This window comes from Desulfosediminicola sp. (genome assembly GCF_048381775.1).
Lineage (GTDB): Bacteria > Desulfobacterota > Desulfobulbia > Desulfobulbales > Desulfocapsaceae > Desulfopila > Desulfopila ganghwensis.
In genome coordinates this window covers 111,098-128,758 of sequence record NZ_JBLXGE010000003.1, presented here as the reverse complement: position 1 = coordinate 128,758, position 17,661 = coordinate 111,098, and the positions used below count along the sequence as shown (strand labels likewise).

The window sequence follows — 17,661 nt, the reverse complement described above, 5'->3', positions numbered from 1 at the left end:
TTGAAGCAACAGGGAAAAATACACATTGTCGGCATAGATCTTGAGAACGCTGCAGGGGAAATTGTTATACCGCAGAGCGCGTTGGGAAATTGTGCTGCCATCATAGGAACTGATCGTTTCCTGAAAGCTCTTCCCTCAGGAAACAGTTTGATTGATAATTGCGAGCGTGTTGCAATAACTCCGCTTCAAAATGCCCTCACGGTTGCCTGCGATAAACAGCAAAACGGAAAAGATGCGGTGGTGTTGGCCTCAGGAGATCCACTCTTATACGGTATAGCCAGGAAATTGATTCAGTTGGTTGGCATCGAGAACACAACAGTCTACCCAGCGGTCTCTTCTATCCAGCTTGCGTTCTCTCGTTTTGGTATTCCATGGGATGATGCAAAATTTATAAGTCTTCATGGCAGAACGGAAATCAATTATCTTGGTAAAATTCTCAGCTCAGACAAATCTGCCATTCTTACTGATGGATCTCATCGGGCCGAAATCATCGCCTCAAATATCTGTTCTTTTTTGGGTGCTGACCAGACACGTTTCACATTGCATGTAGCTGAAAATATAGGTCTTGAGGATGAAAGGATTTTTTCAGGCTCACCAGAAGAAGTACGTAGGGAATCTTTTGGCAGTCTCTCCGTGGTGATTGTGGTGAAGAATGACTGCAATACCAAAAATTGCCATACCACTGAGAATAATTACCCTTATTCATTCGGGCTGAGAGAACAGGATATTGAACACTCCAGGGGATTGATAACGAAGCATGAGGTCAGGGCCGCAGCCTTACATCTTTTGCAAATCCCAGATAACTCGATATTTTGGGATGTGGGTGCCGGTTCCGGATCGGTCGGTTTGGAAGCTGCCAGAATGCATACGGATACACTCGTCTATTCCATCGAAAAGAATCAGGAACAGCACCAGAATATCCTGGCGAACAGAGAGAAATTCGGACTGACAAACCTTCAGCTTATCAAAGGGTCGGCACCAGTGAGCCTGCAAGGGCTGCCAAAACCAGATCGCATTTTTATTGGTGGCAGTGGTGGTAACCTTTCTGATATCATAACTTTTTGCAACGAAGCCTTAACCGGGCAAGGCCTGATGGTCGTTACAGCAGTGCTGGATAAAACGCGGGAAATGGCCCCGGAGATCATGCATAAATGTGGGTTGAAAGTTGATATGCACACCATCTCCGTGACACGTTCCAGTTACCCGGAAAGGGTAGAAAATTCACTCAACCCGATTACCATAATAGTTGGTAGAAAGCAGGCAAGAAAGGAATAAATACGTGACTGAACTCCAAGCAAATTCGATCCATTTCGTAGGCGCGGGCCCCGGGGATATAGAACTGATAACTCTGAAAGGGAGAAAACTGCTTGATGATGCAGATTGTATCGTTTACGCAGGCAGCCTTGTAAATCCACAGTTATTAGCCGGGTGTAAAGCTGAGATCCATGATTCAAAAGGGATGGATCTGGAACAGATAATTGAAGTGATGCATGGTAGCTGGCAAAAAGGTGGCAAAGTCGTTCGTCTACATACCGGCGACCCCTCAATTTATGGTGCCATAAAAGAGCAAATGCAAAAACTGGATTCGCTCGGTGTGCCTTATGAGGTCGTTCCCGGTGTGACTTCGGCTGCAGGAGCAGCTGCCTCCTTAAAAGCCGAGCTTACTTTGCCTGAGATTTCTCAGACTGTCATCATTACCAGACAGGAAGGCCGAACCCCGGTACCGGAACTCGAAAAGCTTCGGGATCTTGCCAGTCACCAGACAACCATGATGATTTTTCTCTCAGTCGGTATGCTGGAAAAAGTTGTCGAAGAACTCATTGCAGGTGGGTACAGTTCCGACACACCTATTGCAGTAGTTGAGCGTGCGACATGGGAAAATGAAAAAATTGTGCGCGGTACCCTGAGTACCATCTGCCCCTTGGTGAAATCTGAAAATATTGTGAAAACTGCCATGATCTGTGTTGGCAAAGTATTTGGCCAGGACGAGCTAAGTGCAGTCTCTAAACTTTATGATGCCGGGTTCAGTCACGGTACCAGAGAGGCAAGGTGTGACTGAAGGGTTGTTCGCAATTCACACCGGCAATGGTAAAGGAAAGACCACCGCAGCGTTAGGACTTGTTTTCAGGGCATTGGGACATGGCCAGAAAGTTTCTGTCATTCAGTTCATCAAGGGCAGCTGGCGAACAGGAGAACAGAAATTCGCAGAAGTTCTTTCGAACAGTCAACCCGGGTTACTGGATTTTCAAGTGTGCGGCAAGGGCTTCACCTGGAAATCGGATAATATTGAAGAAGATACCGCCCTGGCCCGGGAAGCCTGGCAGAGAGCAGCTGAAATCATTGCTGCGGGTGAACATCAACTGGTGATACTTGATGAACTCACCTACCTCGTCAAGTACAAAATGGTTGTTGAAGATGAGATACTTGATGCTATTTTGTCCAGGCCAGAGCATGTTCATGTTGTAGTTACTGGACGTCACGCCCCGAATTCATTTATCGATGCTGCGGATCTGGTGACAGAGATGGAAAATACCCGTCATCCGTATTCTTCCGGAATTAAAGCCCAGAAAGGCTTCGATTTCTAGCCGTCACTTCTCATTTCCATTTTGTCCGAATTTTGAAACATCATTATTTTATGACAATGTATTCCTGAGCTGATGAAAAATCAGGGTTAGAGATGAAACGATTATGGAGAGCGCATGGAATCTTTTGATCAGTTACTTGAAATATCAACCAGAATCCACGGCCATATTTGTCCGGGCCAGGTGCTCGGTGTCCGTCTCAGTATGCTTGGTTTAACAGAGATAGGAATTTATGATCCCAAGGGTGCTGACCGGAAAAATCTTTATGTAATAGTGGAAATCGATCGTTGCGCCACGGACGCAATCCAGTCGGTTACGGGTTGCTCCATTGGTAAACGGTCGCTCTACTGGCAGGATAACGGCATAATGGCTGCAACATTTGTTCACCTGGGTACGGGTAAGGCTGTACGGATTGTTGCCTTGGAGGAGTCCCGGGAACTATCGAAGAAATATTGCGACCATATACTCGATAAGCACCAGCGCCAGTTGGAGGCGTATAAGATAATGCCTGAACATGAGCTGTTTCGTGTAGAACATGTTCAGGTTGACATTCCCCAGGAGAACTTACCCGGCAAACCAACGCGGAGAGTTCAATGTCAGCAATGCGGCGATTGGGTGCAAGACAGTAGAGATGTTGAAGTAAATGGAAAAGTTTACTGCAAAAATTGTGCAGGAAATTGCTATTTCACAAAAAATATCAGTAATTGAACTATATAGTGGTGGTTTGAGATGATTACTCTTCTTGATTATGGCGCAGGTAATGTTCGAAGCGTGAGAAACGCAATACGCAAGCTCGGTTTCGAGGTACGGAATGTCCAGTCTCCAGATGATATTGTTACCGCGGATAAACTCATTTTTCCTGGGGTGGGCAATTTTGGTGTGGTAATGGAGAGGTTGGTTCGGGACGGATATGCAGAAAAGCTGATCGAGAGAATTGGTCTGGACAAACCAACTTTCGGTATCTGTGTTGCCTTACAGACATTTTTCGAAGGGAGCGAAGAGTCTCCGGGGGTTCCTGGTCTGGGTATTATCCCGGGACAGATTGAGCGGTTTCCCGACCACACCCTTTCGGTTCCTCAAATCGGTTGGAATGGTATTAAGTTACGGAAAAACAATTCAATATTTGAACAGTACCGGGGAGAAAAATTTTATTTCGTTCACTCCTTTAAAGCCACTCCAAGTGAAGAAAACAAAGATTGGATTCTGACTACCACCGATTATGGTGAAGAATTCATATCTTCTGTCTCCAGAGGACAGGTTATTGCGACTCAGTTTCACCCGGAGAAAAGTGGTGACGCAGGTCTCAGACTTTTGCAGCGATTCCTCGAAAATAGAGAAGTTGTTGAGTCTGTTGTCACGGAAGGGAATCTACGTACCGAGCCGACCAGAATCGCCAAGCGAATAATTGCCTGCCTTGATGTTCGCAGCAATGATACTGGTGACCTGGTTGTCACCAAGGGCGATCAATATGATGTGCGTGAAGAAGGGGAGGTGAGAAATCTCGGTAAACCTGTGGAACTGGCCCGCAGATACTACGAGGAAGGAGCTGACGAAGTAACATTTCTCAATATTACAGGGTTCAGGGATTTCCCGCTTCAGGATCAGCCTATGCTCGAGGTGCTGAAGCAGACCTCAAAAAATGTATTTGTACCCCTTACAATAGGCGGCGGAATTCGTGAATTCACCGATAGCGAGGGAAACTTCTATTCCGCGCTTGACGTTGCTTCACGTTATTTTCGCTCTGGCGCAGACAAGATATCTATTGGCAGCGATGCCGTGTACGCAGTTGAAGAATATCTTGCTACGGGGAAAAAGAGCGGCAAGACTGCCATTGAGCAAATTTCGATTGTTTACGGAGCACAGGCTGTGGTCATATCTGTCGACCCGCGCAGAGTTTATGTAAATTCTCCGGATGAGACAAGCCACAACACCATCGAGTGTGCCACCCCGGGCCCTAATGGTGAAAAATATTGCTGGTATCAATGCACTGTAAGTGGTGGCCGGGAAGGGCGAGATATTGACGCGGTACAACTGGTGACAGTTTGTGAAGCGCTTGGAGCGGGTGAGATTCTACTCAACTGTATCGATAAGGATGGTACCAATTCAGGCTTTGATCTCGAGTTGATCCAGATGGTCAAAGATGCGGTTACCATTCCGGTTATTGCTTCCAGCGGAGCGGGCTCAGCTGAACATTTTTCTGAAGTGTTTAAGAAAACAAATGCGGATGCAGCCCTGGCAGCGGGAATATTTCACCGTGGTGAGGTACCTATTTCCGAAGTAAAGTCGGTTGTTGCAGCTGATGGGATCGAAACACGTTAAAATGTTTTCTGCAGCCAATACAAGTCAATGAGCTGCAATTGATATAATGCTCCGGGAAAAGAAAATCTTTCCCGGAGAGGCAGCCGTAGCAAAAGCAAGTTATTACGAGGTGCTGATCGAACAATGTTAAAGGGAAAAACCAGAAACCCCAGAAAGAAGTTTTTCCTGTTTAGCGGAACATTGTTTCTGATATTCAGCATATTCGTACTCTGGTTCACCTCCCAGTTCACCTATCAGCGTGGACTTGATCTTCTCTCTGAAAAGGGAACTATTAAGCTCGAACTATTTGTCACATACCTGCAGGGTGTTCTGGAAAAATATGAAAGTCTCCCAGAACTGCTTGCGGTTGACAAAAACCTCGTGAATACCTTACAGAATCCGCATGAAAAAGACCGGATAGCAAAACTCAACAGGTATCTGGAAACAATCAACAGCATCAGCGATACCGCTGATACCTACCTGATGGACAGTGAAGGCCTGACTATCGCTGCGAGCAACTGGCAGGCGGAACGTCCATTTGTCGGCAGAAACTTTTCGTTTCGGCCTTATTTCGAAAAAGCAATGAGGGGTGAATTGGGGCGATATTTTGCCCTTGGCACAACCTCATCGAAGCGGGGCTATTATTTTGCGTATCCGGTTCGTAAAGCCCGCGAAATTTTAGGCGTAGTTGTTATCAAAATAAATATAGACCACGTGGAACAGAGTTGGGGCGATCGTGAAGACAGTTTTCTGGTAACAGATCCGGATGGAGTCATTTTCCTGACCACCAACCAGGACTGGCGTTTCAAGACCATTCAGCAACTGGAACCAGCTGCAAAAAAGCGCATCATTGCCAGTCGGCGATATCCTAATGCCTCACTCACCCAGTTGTCGTATGTCAGAGAAAACCGCGATAAAGGCTGGCAGCTGGTTCAGGTGAATGATTCAAACATCAAAAAAAAGCGTGACCATCTGCAATTATCACGTCAGATGTCTGAAGCCGGTTGGAGTGTGCACATAATGACCGATACACTCCCGGTACGTAAACGTGTACTGTGGGTCAACGTGATGACCGGTGGTATACTGCTTCTTACCTATTTGCTGTTCCTGTTGTTAATGCAACGCCAGTATCGATTGAAAGAGCTTTCCAGAATACGAGAGAAAACCAGAAGGGCTCTGCAACGTGCCAATGAAAAACTTGAAGTTCGAGTTGATGCGCGTACCCGCGAGCTGACCAAAACAAACAAGTTGCTTGTCAGGGAAATAAAAGATCGACAGCAGACAGAGGCTAAACTCAGAACTGCCAGAAATGAATTGATCCATGCAGCAAAAATGGCAGTGCTTGGCCAAATGTCGGCAGGTATCAATCATGAACTGAACCAGCCTCTGGCAGCTATACGAAGTTATGCAGACAATGGCAGGCAGTTCCTCGAAAAAGGTAGACTTGAAGAAGCCCTCTGGAATCTGGAACAGATTGGTGAATTGACTGAAAGGATGGCGCAGATAGGCATTCAGCTTAAAGCCTTCTCAAGAAAGACCAGTGGCAACATGTATGTGGTGCCATTACACGGGGTAATTGATGGCGCCTTGGAAATATTACGACCTTCTATTCGTAAGCATGATGTCACAATAGATATTTCAATCATCCCGGACCACCTTGAAGTGCAGGCAAATAATTTATTGCTGCAGCAGGTATTGGTGAATCTGCTTGGCAATGCGGTACATGCAGTTGAAGGCCTTGAAAGACGAAAAATACTGGTAGATTCCTACTGTAAAGAAGAACGTGTAATTATTACTGTAACAGATAGTGGAGCGGGGATTCATGCAGACAACCTGCCGTTCATTTTCGATCCATTTTTCACAACTAAAAAATCAGGACAGGGTCTGGGATTGGGACTTGCCATAACCGATAGAATTTTGCGTGATATGAATGGCGCTATTCGGTATGTGAAAATGTCAGAACCTGGTGCCTGTTTTGAGATAGAGCTTGAGAAGGCGCAGTGATGGAAATTAATAAAGTACTCTTTATAGATGACGAAAAGCATATCAGACAAGCCAACCGTCAAACCCTTGAACTTGCCGATTTAGAGGTGATATGCCTGGAGTCTGCAGAAGAGGCTTTGCCGCTCATAAGCAGTGAGTTGCAGGGGGTGGTCGTGTGCGATATCCGGTTGCCCAAAATGGATGGACTTCAGTTTCTGCTGGAAGCACAAAAGATCGATAAGGATCTGCCTATTATTCTGATAACCGGTCATGGCGACGTTTCAACCGCTGTGCAGGCTATGCGCGATGGAGCATATGATTTTATTGAGAAGCCATATTCAGCTGAAAGGTTAGTCAAAACAGTACAACGTGCACTTGAAAAAAGAGGTCTGACTCTGGAAAACAGAAATCTCAGACGCGAGCTCGAAGCTCACTCAACACCTGGGCCCAGAATTATTGGCAATACCCCGGCGATGGAAAAACTCAGGACAACAATTTCCAAGGTGGCCGATACCGGTGCTGACGTATTGGTTCTTGGTGAAACAGGAACAGGCAAAGAATTGGTCGCAAGATCCCTGCATGAACATAGTAATCGCCGTAGAAAAAATTTTGTGGCTGTAAATTGCGGAGCTTTGCCTGAGACAATGATTGAAAGTGAATTATTCGGTCATGAGGCGGGAGCGTTCACTGATGCCAAATCCCAGCGGATTGGCAAAATCGAGTATGCAAATGGTGGTACTTTACTGCTGGATGAGATCGAATCGATGCCTTTGCGTGTTCAGATTCACCTGCTGCGGGTTCTGCAGGAGCGCAGCCTCGAGCGTCTTGGTTCCAATGAATTGATACCGCTTGATTTCAGAGTGATTGCAGCAACCAAGGTAGACCTGAAAAACCATGCCGAAATAGGTGAATTCAGGGAAGATCTATACTACCGGCTCAATGTAGTTACCCTGGAAATCCCACCTCTCAGGGATAGAAGAGAAGATATACCATTGTTATTTCATCACTTTTTGCTGGTGGCCTGCCATCGATACCAGCAGGAGGTTCCACAGCCCAGTGCAGCACAACTCAACTCGCTTATGGCATACGGTTGGCCTGGTAATGTTCGCGAGCTACGCAATGTAGCAGAGCGTTACGTATTGCTGGGAGGACAATCCGGTTGGTCGATAGATGCCTTATTATCAGGGGCTGAGAAGGAACAGCAGCGTACGTTGTCCCAGCATGTTGACTGTTTTGAACGAAGCCTTATCGAGCAGGCGCTGGTTGTTTCCAATGGTTCGATCAAAGATGTAATGGACGCACTGGCAGTACCCAGAAAAACTCTTTCGGATAAAATGCGAAAGTACGGGCTGGACAAGAGTGACTATAAGTCCCTGCCGTAGCGTGCTAATGTGCCTTTCGGTATCGTTTGTAGACCAATCTCTCCTCAAATTGGCGGAAATCCCCAAAGTGTACTTCTGAAAATGGCGGGAATCCACCAATCCTCCAAATGTTTTTCATCACAATTATTGATACATTCCTTCGGGAGCCCTTTAGGTAGGGCCATTAACCCGAATATTCATTTTTTTCCTTCAGTTGGCCTCCATGTTGCTACCGTTAAGGTTAACATAGGCAAGTGTTTGCCTGGTTGGTCTGTCTGGTAGTGATATCTCAAACGTTATTACCGGCGCAGTGCTGAAGTCCTTAAAATCAATCTGGAGGAAAAGTATGTTTCGCACAATCACCACCCTGGTTGCAACCGCTGCAGTATCCGCCATGATCGTCGCTGGGTCAGCTTTTGCTGCTCCAATCACCATCAAATTCTCCCATGTTGTCGCAGAAAACACCCCGAAAGGACAGGCCGCAAATAAGTTCAAAGATTTAGTTGCTGAACGCCTTGAGGGCAAAGTTGTTGTAGAGGTTTTCCCTAACTCGCAGCTTTTTGGTGATAATAAGGTTCTGGAAGCAATGCTGCTTGGTGATGTCCAGATGGGCGCTCCGAGTCTCTCCAAATTCAGTCGATACACCAAGAAACTTCAGCTGTACGATCTGCCATTCCTGTTCAAAGATATGACCGCTGTAGATAAGTTCCAACAGTCTCAGGAAGGCCAGGAGCTTCTCACATCTCTTGAGAAAAAGGGACTGGTTGGACTTGGTTATCTGCATAATGGCATGAAGCAGCTTTCTGCCAGCAAGATACTGAAAGTTCCAGCCGACGCCGATGGCCTGAAATTCCGCATCATGTCTTCTGAGGTACTGGAAGCGCAGTTCCATGCTGTAGGTGCCAACCCGCTCAAAAAGCCTTTTTCAGAGGTTTTCACCCTTCTTCAGACCAGAGCCATCGATGGTCAGGAGAACACCTGGTCTAATATCTATTCCAAAAAATTCTTTGAAGTTCAGCCCTACATCACCGAATCAAACCATGGTCTGCTTGACTACATGGTCGTGACCTCCAAGGAATTCTGGTACGGACTGCCTGAAGATATTCGCGCTGAAGTAAAGACCGCTCTCGACGAGGCTATTGCTTTCGGTAACGAAGTAGCAGCGAAGAAAGACGACGAAGACAAGCAGAAAATTATCGACTCCAAACGTACTGAAATCATAACCCTTAACGACGCAGAGCGCGCTCAGTGGGTAGAGGTCATGAAGCCAGTGTGGAAACAGTTTGAAGATGAGATCGGCAAAGACCTTATCGACGCCGCATACGCTTCTAATCAGTAAGAGTAACTGCTAGTTGTAGAGGTACCTGGGAGAAGTGGAGTATTTCCTGCCGGGGCAGGTGGATACCTGCCCCGGCTGTTCGTATTGAGAAGGGGAAAAATATGTTTTGGCGCATCCTGAATCGCACCGAAGAGGCGGTGATATCGTTACTGCTGGTGCTAACGACACTACTCGTGTTTGTCGACGTAGTCATGCGATTTGGTTTTAACACTGGTTTTATGTGGTCGCAGGAGCTTACGCTGCATATGTCGGCGTGGTTCGTTCTCTTTGGAACATCCTATGGGCTCAAGGTCGGCTCCCATATAGGAATGGATGCTTTCGTCAAGCTGTTTCCCAGAAAAGGGCGCAGGATACTGAGTGGCATCGCAGCCATAATCGGTATCGTTTACTGTGGCCTGATACTCTACGGCAGCTGGATATACCTGGCAAAAATGAAAATGATCGGTATCGATCTCGAAGATGTACCGATTCCTACCTGGATTGCCCACAGCATGTTGCTTGTAGGCTTCACTTTTATCACTATTCGTCTGTTGCAGATTCTCTGGTCCATTATCACCGATCAGTCTGACGGTTTTAAACACGCCGATGAAGCAAAGGAAAGTATGGAAATTGCAGAAGAATTGAAGAAAGAGGGGGAGAACAAATGACAACTGCCTGCCTGTTTATCCTGCTCTTTGGCTGTATGATGCTTGGCTTGCCGATCGCTATGGCTCTCGGTCTCTCGAGTATTGCAACTATCCTGATGTTCTCCAGTGACTCCCTCGCTTCCATTGCCCTGAAACTCTTCGAGGCCCTGTCCGAACATTACACTTTGCTGGCAATTCCGTTCTTCATTTTGTCATCGGCTTTCTTGTCTACTGGTGGTGTCGCCAAGCGCATCATTCGCTTTGCATTGAGTGTGGTTGGCCACATTCGTGGCGGTATCGCCATGGCATCTGTCCTGGCATGTATGATTTTCGCCGCCGTGTCCGGCTCTTCCCCGGCAACCGTTGCCGCAATTGGCTCGATCGTCATCGCCGGTATGGTAAAGGCCGGCTACCCTGAAAAAATCGCAGCCGGTGTTATCGCAAACGCAGGAACCCTTGGCATTCTCATCCCACCTTCAATCGTAATGCTGGTTTACGCCGCTGCAACGGAAGAATCCGCGGCCAGAATGTTTATGGCGGGCTTCATCCCGGGCATTATGATGGGTTTGATGTTGATGATTGTTATCTATTTCGTTGCCAGGTACAAAAATATTCCATGTCAGCCATGGGGTGGATTTAAAGAGATGTTTAGCTCAGGTATCAGTGCCCTTGGCGGCCTGATGCTGATCATTATCGTGCTTGGTTCAATTTACGGTGGTATTGCCAGTCCCACCGAGGCTGCTGCAGTATCCGCGATTTATGCATTTTTGGTCGCAGTTTTCGGCTATCGAGATATGGGGCCCATGAAAGGCGAGCCCTGGCGTAAAGATGGTGAATCAGTCGGTGCGATGCTGTTTAGAAATATTTCCGGCATTATTATTTCTTTCCCGAAATGTATTTATGATAAAGAGGTGAACAAGGTTGTTCTCGATGCTGCCAAGGTGAGCATCATGTTGCTCTTTATCATTGCCAATGCAATGCTTTTCGCCCACGTACTCACCACTGAACGAATTCCTCACCATATTGCTGAGATTATAGTCAATCTTGGTCTTTCCTGGTGGATGTTCCTCATTGTCGTAAATATCCTGCTGCTGATAGCCGGCAATTTCATGGAGCCTTCCGCAATTCTGCTTATCATGGCACCTATCCTTTTTCCAATTGCAGTCCAGCTTGGTATCGACCCGATTCATCTCGGTATCATCATGGTTGTAAATATGGAAATCGGAATGCTCACACCGCCCGTTGGCCTCAATCTCTTCGTCATATCAGGTATAACGGGGCATAGTATGGGCTGGGCTATAAAATCAGCTCTGCCTTGGCTATTAGTGTTGCTTACATTCCTCATTCTTATCACCTATGTTCCCCAGATATCTCTGTTCCTGCCTGAGCTGCTGGATAAAATTCAGGGATATTGATTGAGCCGAATGACTCGTTAGATTTCTTAGCTTGCCAAAAAAAAAGCCTTCTGTTCCAACCTGGAACTGAGGGCTTTTTTTTTGTTGCTCATTCATTAAATGTTTTTGCTCGAATGTTCTGATTTTGGCCATCGGCTTAAAGATCATTATACTTTAAACAGGCTGTTAAAATTGTCTTCTGTCAACAAATCACCGGAGGCTGTCATGAACATTCCCGCTATACGTAAAATCCTCTATGTCACAGATCTCGGCAAGCATACCAGACCTGTGTTCCTGCATGCTCTCGGCCAAGCCAAAAATAACAATGCATCATTAACTGTTCTGCACGTGGTTGAGCCGATGACAGAAACAGCAAACGCAGTGATTCAAACCTACCTGTCTCATGAACAGGTTGAAAAGGTCCGTAAAGATGGTATGAAAAAGGTGCTCAACTACATGAAAAAGCGCATTGATAATTTTTTGCAGGAAGAAGTTGGCGGTAAAAGCTTGAAGAGTGAACCTATTGAAGAAATAATAGTGGTCGCAGGCAAGCCCAGTGAGGAAATTCTGCGAGTTGCTGAAGAAAACAATGTGGATATGATAGTAATTGGAAAATCAACCCATAAGGTACGGGGCAGTCTGGTCATGGGCTCAACCACCAGATGGGTAAACCGTCTGGCAAAAGTACCTGTTCTTATTGTGCCGAACCAGTAACCTGAAGTATAGTGATTTTCACTGCATATACAGAAAACTTGAATCTTGAACCAGCTCAGTTGAGCTACCAGAATCCCCTTTTTCTTTACACAATTATATTCGGATTAACTGATGAACAGTTTTAACATCATTCTCGCTTCTCCACGGGGCTTTTGCGCCGGAGTTGAACGCGCCATCGAAACAGTACGACAGGCTATAAAGGACCATGGCAAACCCGTTTATGTATTACATGAGATCGTCCATAACAAGCATGTGCTTCATGAACTTGAAAAACTCGGTGCCATTTTTGTAGAGGAGTTGGATGAAATTCCGTCGGGTGAAATCTGTATCTTCAGTGCTCATGGTGTTGCTGTGGCAGTCGAAGAAAGGGCAAAAGAGCTCTCGCTGCGTACCATTGATGCAACCTGTCCACTTGTTGGCTCAGTCCACCATATGGTCGAAAGGTACTTCACTGAGGGTTATAATGTGATAATTATCGGCCACCATAAACATCCGGAAGTAGAGGGGACAGCAGGTCGAGTCACCGGAAAGGTTCATGTAATTTCCACTGAGGACGAGGCCAGGGAACTTGAAATCGAAAACAGTAAAAGAGTGGCATTTGTAACCCAGACCACCTTGAGTAAGGATGATATTACCGGTATCCAAAAAATACTGCGAGAGCGGTTTCCCATGCTTCGCGGGCCGAAGTCTAACGTCTGCTTTGCCACTGAAAATCGACAGAACGCTGTAAAGAAGCTGGCCATGGAAACGGATTTGATTTTTGTAGTTGGCTCCAAAAACAGTTCAAATTCGAACAGGTTACGGGAAGTTGCCCTGAAAGCAGGAACAGATGCGTTTCTGATAGATGACTGGACAGATATAGACCCGGCATGGCTTACCTCGGTGAAAACCGTTGGCATTACAGCCGGTGCCTCAGCTCCTGAGAGACTGGTCGAAGGCGTAACGGATTGTTTGAAAAAACATGGCGCAAAGGATATTGCCACCATGAATGGCCTGCAGGAGAACATTCATTTCAAACCAGCCGAGTTGGAATAATAGGTAGAAAGCGAAGATAATGAACAAAAAAGGCGAGTTGAATAGTATTCAACTCGCCTTTTTGATGTATCGGTTCCTAAACCCGAATTACTGACCGGTTCAGGCAAAGTGCATTTTGGCCCCTTTACTAAGCCAAAGCTTCCTTGATTCTCTCCATGGCCTTCACGACATTCTCATAACTGTTGAAGGCGGAGATACGAATGTAGCCGTTTCCGCATTTACCGAAGCCTGCACCCGGAGTACACACCACACCGGCTTTATTGAGCAGCATATCGAAGAACTCCCAGGAGTCCATGTTGCCTTCAATCCAGATATATGGTGAGTTTTTTCCGCCGTCATACTTGTATCCGAGGCTGTCCATGGTTTCACAGATTAACGCGGCATTCTTCATGTAGTACTCGACGAGTTCTTTGCACTCTGCCTTTCCTGCTTCACTGTAAACAGCTTCTGCAGCTCTCTGCACAGGATAGGACACCCCGTTGAATTTGGTACAGTGCCTACGGTTCCAAAGTGTGTGGACTGAGTGGCTGTTGCCTGCTTTATCATAGGCAACACATTCTTTAGGCACTACAGTGAAGGCGCAACGGGTGCCGGTAAAGCCGGCACTTTTGGAGAAACTGCGGAATTCGATCGCGACCTCTCTGGCGCCTTCTATTTCGTAGATTGATTTCGGAAGATCGTCATCCTGCACGAATGCTTCATATGCAGCGTCAAAGAGAATCAGTGCCTTGTTGTCACGTGCATAGTCTACCCAGGTCTTCAGTTCTTCTTTGGTGATGGTGGAACCTGTTGGATTATTAGGGAAACAGAGATAGATCAGGTCTACCGGCTCTTTTGGCAAGGCTGGAACGAATTGATTTTCCTTCGTTGAATCGAGGTAGACAATACCTTTAAAACGGCCATCGGCGAACTCTTCAGTGCGACCGGCCATTACGTTGGTATCGAGATAAACCGGATATACAGGGTCGGGAATTGCAATTGTGATATCCTGAGAGAATAACTCCTGAATATTACCAGTATCGCACTTGGCACCGTCGCTTATAAAAATTTCATCGGGGGAAATTTCGGCTCCGCGGGAAGCAAAATCATTTTCGGCAATGGCTTCACGCAGGAATGCATACCCCTGCTCAGGGCCATAACCACGAAAGCCTTTCTCGGTCGCCATCTCGTCAACCGCCGCATGAAATGCATCGGTACTCGCCTTGGGGAGAGCCCTGGTTACATCACCAATGCCAAGTTTAATAACTTCCTTGTCCGGATTGTTCTCTTGAAAAGTTTCGACGCGCTTGGCAATATCGGAAAAGAGGTAGGATGCCTGAAGTTTTAAGTAATGCTCATTGATTGTAATCATTGAAATGCTTCCTGTAGTGGTCTCTGTTTGAAGTTCTCTGGTTGATACTTTGCGTTAATGCTGATCACTGCTGTCCCCGATAAAAATGTTCTCTTGATATGTGCTGCTGTCGCCTAAATATAGCTATTGGCGTAATTTCTGCAGCGGGATGGAAAGAGATGGGGGTAACTGCTTCAGAACAGACAGTTCCCATTGTTGGTAAAAACAGTGAAAATCTTGCATAGTAGATTGAATACTAACGATTATAATGGCCTTACAAACTCTGTCAATAAACAAACGTTACAATCCTGGCTGTAACCATAAAATTTAACCAAGGAGATGCCCTGTATGAAAACAGAGGAACATCGCACTATATATAGAAAAGAATATCAACCGTCGCCTTTCCTTGTCGATACCATCCAGCTTACCTTCAAGCTCGGTGCAAACCATACTGATGTAACCGCCAGAACAGAGATACGCAAAAACCCGGCCTCCCGTGACAGCGGCAAAACACTCAAGCTTGATGGCGAGCAGCTTGAATTGCTGACTATTTTTTATAACGATTTGCCGCTAACCGACCAGCGTTACGAAGTGAGTGAGAAAGGGCTGTCGATTGATGTGAGTGATGATGCCTTTGTTCTTGAAATCACTACCAGAACAAACCCGGATGCCAACACCTCACTGGAAGGACTCTATCGTTCCAGTGGCAATTTCTGCACACAATGTGAGGCAGAAGGGTTCAGAAAGATCACCTATTATCTGGACAGGCCTGATGTCCTCGCCAAATTCACCACCAGGATTGAAGGGGACAAAACCTCCTGCCCGGTGATGCTCTCCAATGGCAACAAAATAGAGGAAGGCGACCTCGATGAAGACACGCATTATGTGGTTTGGGAAGACCCTTTTCCAAAACCGTGCTATCTGTTCGCCCTGGTGGCTGGTGACTTGAAATATATCGAAGACAACTTCACCACCAGATCAGGACGTGACATAGCGCTGCAGATTTATGTGGAGCAACGGAACATTGCCAAATGCGAGCACGCCATGCGCTCCCTGAAAAAATCGATGAAGTGGGACGAGGAAGTGTATGGGCTTGAGTATGACCTTGATCAGTTCATGATAGTGGCCGTGGACGATTTCAATATGGGCGCCATGGAGAATAAAGGCCTCAATGTCTTTAATTCAAAATATGTGCTGGCGCTTCCTGAAACTGCTACAGATAATGACTATCTCGGTATCGAGGGTGTTATTGCCCATGAATATTTTCATAACTGGACCGGAAACCGGGTGACCTGCAGGGATTGGTTCCAGCTGAGCCTGAAGGAGGGGTTGACCGTTTTTCGTGATCAGGAGTTTTCAGCGGACATGAATTCCAGGCCGGTTCAGCGAATTGATGACGTTCGAGTGCTGCGCACCGCCCAATTCCGTGAAGACAGTGGTCCCATGGCCCATCCGGTTCGCCCGGATTCCTATGTGGAGATTAACAATTTCTACACAACTACCGTGTATCTCAAGGGAGCTGAGGTGATCCGTATGATGCATACCCTGCTTGGTGCCGAGTCGTATCGCAAGGGGATGGATCTTTATTTTGAGCGTCATGACGGTCAGGCGGCAACCTGTGACGATTTTGTTTCTGCCATGGAAGATGCAAACGGTTATGACCTCAGCCAGTTCAAACGCTGGTACCGCCAGGCAGGTACCCCTCAACTTGCAGTAACAACTGAATTTAACGCCGATAATCAGGAATTCGTTGTTGTTATTGAACAAAAATGCGCGCCGACCCCGGGCCAAAAAATAAAGAAACCATTCCATATCCCTATCAAAATCGGCTTACTCGACCAGGATGGCAATGACATTTCAATAACAGGAGAAGATTCAATAGTTCTGGAACTCAAGGAGGAAAAAGAACAGTTCAGTTTCTACGGAGTTGAAAATGAACCGGTTCTGTCATTCCTGCGTGATTTCTCTGCCCCGGTGAAGGTTGAAGATTTCCAGTCCAGGCAGGACCTGTCGTTTTTAATGGCCCATGATTCAAATTTATTCAATCGGTGGCAAGCAGCCTCAAAGCTTGCTGAATATGTTATTTTTGACGGTATATCCGCACATCAGAAGGGAGAGGGATTTACACTTGACGACGCATATGTTCAAGCCGTAGCAACCAACATCGCCAGCGGCAGGGAAACAGATAAAATGCTGCTGGCCCAGGCACTGCAATTGCCGCCTGAAACATATCTGGCCACCCAGATGGACGTTATCGATCCAGATGCTTTGCACGAAGCCAAAGAGGCTGTTGCCAGACAACTGGCAAGCAGCCTCTCTGATGTATTTCTCACGTTGTATAAGGAAAATAATGTTGCTGGTGAGTATCAGATAACTCCGGAGGCAATGGGACAACGGAGCCTGAAAAATACCGCTCTCAGTTACCTGATGAGCCTTGATCCTTTACCGCAGGAGGTGGTGGATATCTGTCTTGCTCAATATGAGAATGGGAGTAACATGACGGATGTGGTAACCGCTTTGAACTTTATCTCCAATAGCGAACTTGATGTTCGGGAAGAAATGCTGGAAGATTTCCTGGAGAAATGGCGTCAGGATCCATTGGTAACTGATAAATGGCTTATACTTCAGGCGACTTCAAAGCGTAAGGAAACCCTTGGAGAGGTGAAAAAGCTCCTTGCTCATCCGGTATTTTCAATCAAGAACCCGAATAAGGTACGTTCGCTGATCGGAAGTTTCTGCGCGATGAACCACGTCCGGTTCCACGATAATTCAGGCGAAGGGTATGCATTTCTGGCAGACAGAATTATTCAGCTCAATGAAATCAACCCTCAGATCGCAGCGCGGATGGTTTCGCCATTCACTACCTGGCGAAAATATGACAGTGAACGTCAGGCAATGATGCGAGATCAGCTTGAAAAAATTGTGAGTTTAGAAGGGCTTTCGCGTGATGTTTATGAGATAGTAAAGAAAAGCCTCTAAATTTGAAGACAAATTTGAAG

The 17,661-nt window shown here is 46.4% G+C and carries 14 protein-coding genes; 13 read left to right on the top strand and 1 reads right to left on the bottom strand.

The window, feature by feature from the left end; all coding sequences use genetic code 11:
* The 12 genes from cbiE to ispH all read left to right on the top strand — a co-directional run bounded on the left by cbiE (nucleotide 1) and on the right by ispH (nucleotide 13,332).
* Nucleotides 1–1,275 carry a precorrin-6y C5,15-methyltransferase (decarboxylating) subunit CbiE gene (cbiE, locus tag ACN5NT_RS06045; protein WP_419174832.1) on the top strand — a complete coding sequence of 425 codons (1,275 nt, stop codon included), beginning with the start codon at nucleotides 1–3 and terminating at the stop codon, nucleotides 1,273–1,275.
* Nucleotides 1,276–1,279: 4 nt separating this feature from the next.
* The gene (cobM, locus tag ACN5NT_RS06040; protein WP_136796700.1) at nucleotides 1,280–2,059 is read left to right on the top strand and encodes a precorrin-4 C(11)-methyltransferase; all 780 of its coding nucleotides are present in this window, start codon (nucleotides 1,280–1,282) and stop codon (nucleotides 2,057–2,059) included.
* Complete coding sequence (gene cobO, locus ACN5NT_RS06035) at nucleotides 2,052–2,585, top strand: cob(I)yrinic acid a,c-diamide adenosyltransferase (RefSeq protein WP_267313993.1); 534 nt, start codon at nucleotides 2,052–2,054, stop codon at nucleotides 2,583–2,585. Before cobM ends, cobO begins: the two co-directional genes overlap by 8 nt.
* A gap of 114 nt (nucleotides 2,586–2,699) precedes the next feature.
* Nucleotides 2,700–3,290: an FmdE family protein gene (locus ACN5NT_RS06030; RefSeq protein WP_136796701.1), complete on the top strand. Its 591-nt coding sequence runs from the start codon at nucleotides 2,700–2,702 to the stop codon at nucleotides 3,288–3,290.
* Nucleotides 3,291–3,311: 21 nt separating this feature from the next.
* On the top strand, nucleotides 3,312–4,901 hold the full coding sequence (hisF, locus tag ACN5NT_RS06025) for an imidazole glycerol phosphate synthase subunit HisF (RefSeq protein ID WP_419174831.1): 1,590 nt from the start codon (nucleotides 3,312–3,314) through the stop codon (nucleotides 4,899–4,901).
* 123 nt (nucleotides 4,902–5,024) lie between these two features.
* Nucleotides 5,025–6,884 carry a sensor histidine kinase gene (locus ACN5NT_RS06020; protein WP_419174830.1) on the top strand — a complete coding sequence of 620 codons (1,860 nt, stop codon included), beginning with the start codon at nucleotides 5,025–5,027 and terminating at the stop codon, nucleotides 6,882–6,884.
* Nucleotides 6,884–8,245 (top strand): sigma-54-dependent transcriptional regulator, encoded by a 1,362-nt coding sequence (locus ACN5NT_RS06015; protein ID WP_136796704.1) that lies wholly within the window; start codon nucleotides 6,884–6,886, stop codon nucleotides 8,243–8,245. The genes ACN5NT_RS06020 and ACN5NT_RS06015 overlap by 1 nt, the downstream gene beginning before the upstream one ends.
* 373 nt (nucleotides 8,246–8,618) lie before the next feature.
* Nucleotides 8,619–9,563: a TRAP transporter substrate-binding protein gene (locus tag ACN5NT_RS06010; RefSeq protein ID WP_419175031.1), complete on the top strand. Its 945-nt coding sequence runs from the start codon at nucleotides 8,619–8,621 to the stop codon at nucleotides 9,561–9,563.
* 101 nt (nucleotides 9,564–9,664) lie between these two features.
* Nucleotides 9,665–10,210: a TRAP transporter small permease gene (locus ACN5NT_RS06005; protein ID WP_136796706.1), complete on the top strand. Its 546-nt coding sequence runs from the start codon at nucleotides 9,665–9,667 to the stop codon at nucleotides 10,208–10,210.
* Complete coding sequence (locus ACN5NT_RS06000; RefSeq protein ID WP_136796707.1) at nucleotides 10,207–11,604, top strand: TRAP transporter large permease; 1,398 nt, start codon at nucleotides 10,207–10,209, stop codon at nucleotides 11,602–11,604. Before ACN5NT_RS06005 ends, ACN5NT_RS06000 begins: the two co-directional genes overlap by 4 nt.
* Nucleotides 11,605–11,808: 204 nt before the next feature.
* Nucleotides 11,809–12,297, top strand: a complete 489-nt coding sequence (locus ACN5NT_RS05995; RefSeq protein ID WP_136796708.1) for a universal stress protein — start codon at nucleotides 11,809–11,811, stop codon at nucleotides 12,295–12,297.
* A gap of 111 nt (nucleotides 12,298–12,408) precedes the next feature.
* Nucleotides 12,409–13,332, top strand: a complete 924-nt coding sequence (gene ispH / locus ACN5NT_RS05990; RefSeq protein ID WP_136796709.1) for a 4-hydroxy-3-methylbut-2-enyl diphosphate reductase — start codon at nucleotides 12,409–12,411, stop codon at nucleotides 13,330–13,332.
* 127 nt (nucleotides 13,333–13,459) lie between these two features.
* Here ispH and ACN5NT_RS05985 read toward each other — a convergent pair whose 3' ends face one another.
* Nucleotides 13,460–14,683 (bottom strand): LL-diaminopimelate aminotransferase, encoded by a 1,224-nt coding sequence (locus ACN5NT_RS05985; protein ID WP_419174829.1) that lies wholly within the window; start codon nucleotides 14,681–14,683, stop codon nucleotides 13,460–13,462.
* A gap of 327 nt (nucleotides 14,684–15,010) precedes the next feature.
* Here ACN5NT_RS05985 and pepN point away from each other — a divergent pair, with 327 nt between their 5' ends.
* Nucleotides 15,011–17,641: an aminopeptidase N gene (pepN, locus tag ACN5NT_RS05980; protein WP_419174828.1), complete on the top strand. Its 2,631-nt coding sequence runs from the start codon at nucleotides 15,011–15,013 to the stop codon at nucleotides 17,639–17,641.
* Nucleotides 17,642–17,661: the final 20 nt, after the last annotated feature.

Excerpts from the sequence above, each read along its gene's own strand:
- ACN5NT_RS06000 (WP_136796707.1), top strand. The coding sequence starts at position 10,207 with ATGACAACTGCCTGCCTGTTTATCCTGCTCTTTGGCTGTATGATGCTT.
- hisF (WP_419174831.1), top strand. The coding sequence starts at position 3,312 with ATGATTACTCTTCTTGATTATGGCGCAGGTAATGTTCGAAGCGTGAGA.
- ACN5NT_RS06005 (WP_136796706.1), top strand. The coding sequence starts at position 9,665 with ATGTTTTGGCGCATCCTGAATCGCACCGAAGAGGCGGTGATATCGTTA.
- ACN5NT_RS06010 (WP_419175031.1), top strand. The coding sequence starts at position 8,619 with ATGATCGTCGCTGGGTCAGCTTTTGCTGCTCCAATCACCATCAAATTC.
- ACN5NT_RS06020 (WP_419174830.1), top strand. The coding sequence starts at position 5,025 with ATGTTAAAGGGAAAAACCAGAAACCCCAGAAAGAAGTTTTTCCTGTTT.
- ACN5NT_RS05985 (WP_419174829.1), bottom strand. The coding sequence starts at position 14,683 with ATGATTACAATCAATGAGCATTACTTAAAACTTCAGGCATCCTACCTC.
- ACN5NT_RS05995 (WP_136796708.1), top strand. The coding sequence starts at position 11,809 with ATGAACATTCCCGCTATACGTAAAATCCTCTATGTCACAGATCTCGGC.
- ACN5NT_RS06030 (WP_136796701.1), top strand. The coding sequence starts at position 2,700 with ATGGAATCTTTTGATCAGTTACTTGAAATATCAACCAGAATCCACGGC.
- ACN5NT_RS06015 (WP_136796704.1), top strand. The coding sequence starts at position 6,884 with ATGGAAATTAATAAAGTACTCTTTATAGATGACGAAAAGCATATCAGA.
- pepN (WP_419174828.1), top strand. The coding sequence starts at position 15,011 with ATGAAAACAGAGGAACATCGCACTATATATAGAAAAGAATATCAACCG.
- ispH (WP_136796709.1), top strand. The coding sequence starts at position 12,409 with ATGAACAGTTTTAACATCATTCTCGCTTCTCCACGGGGCTTTTGCGCC.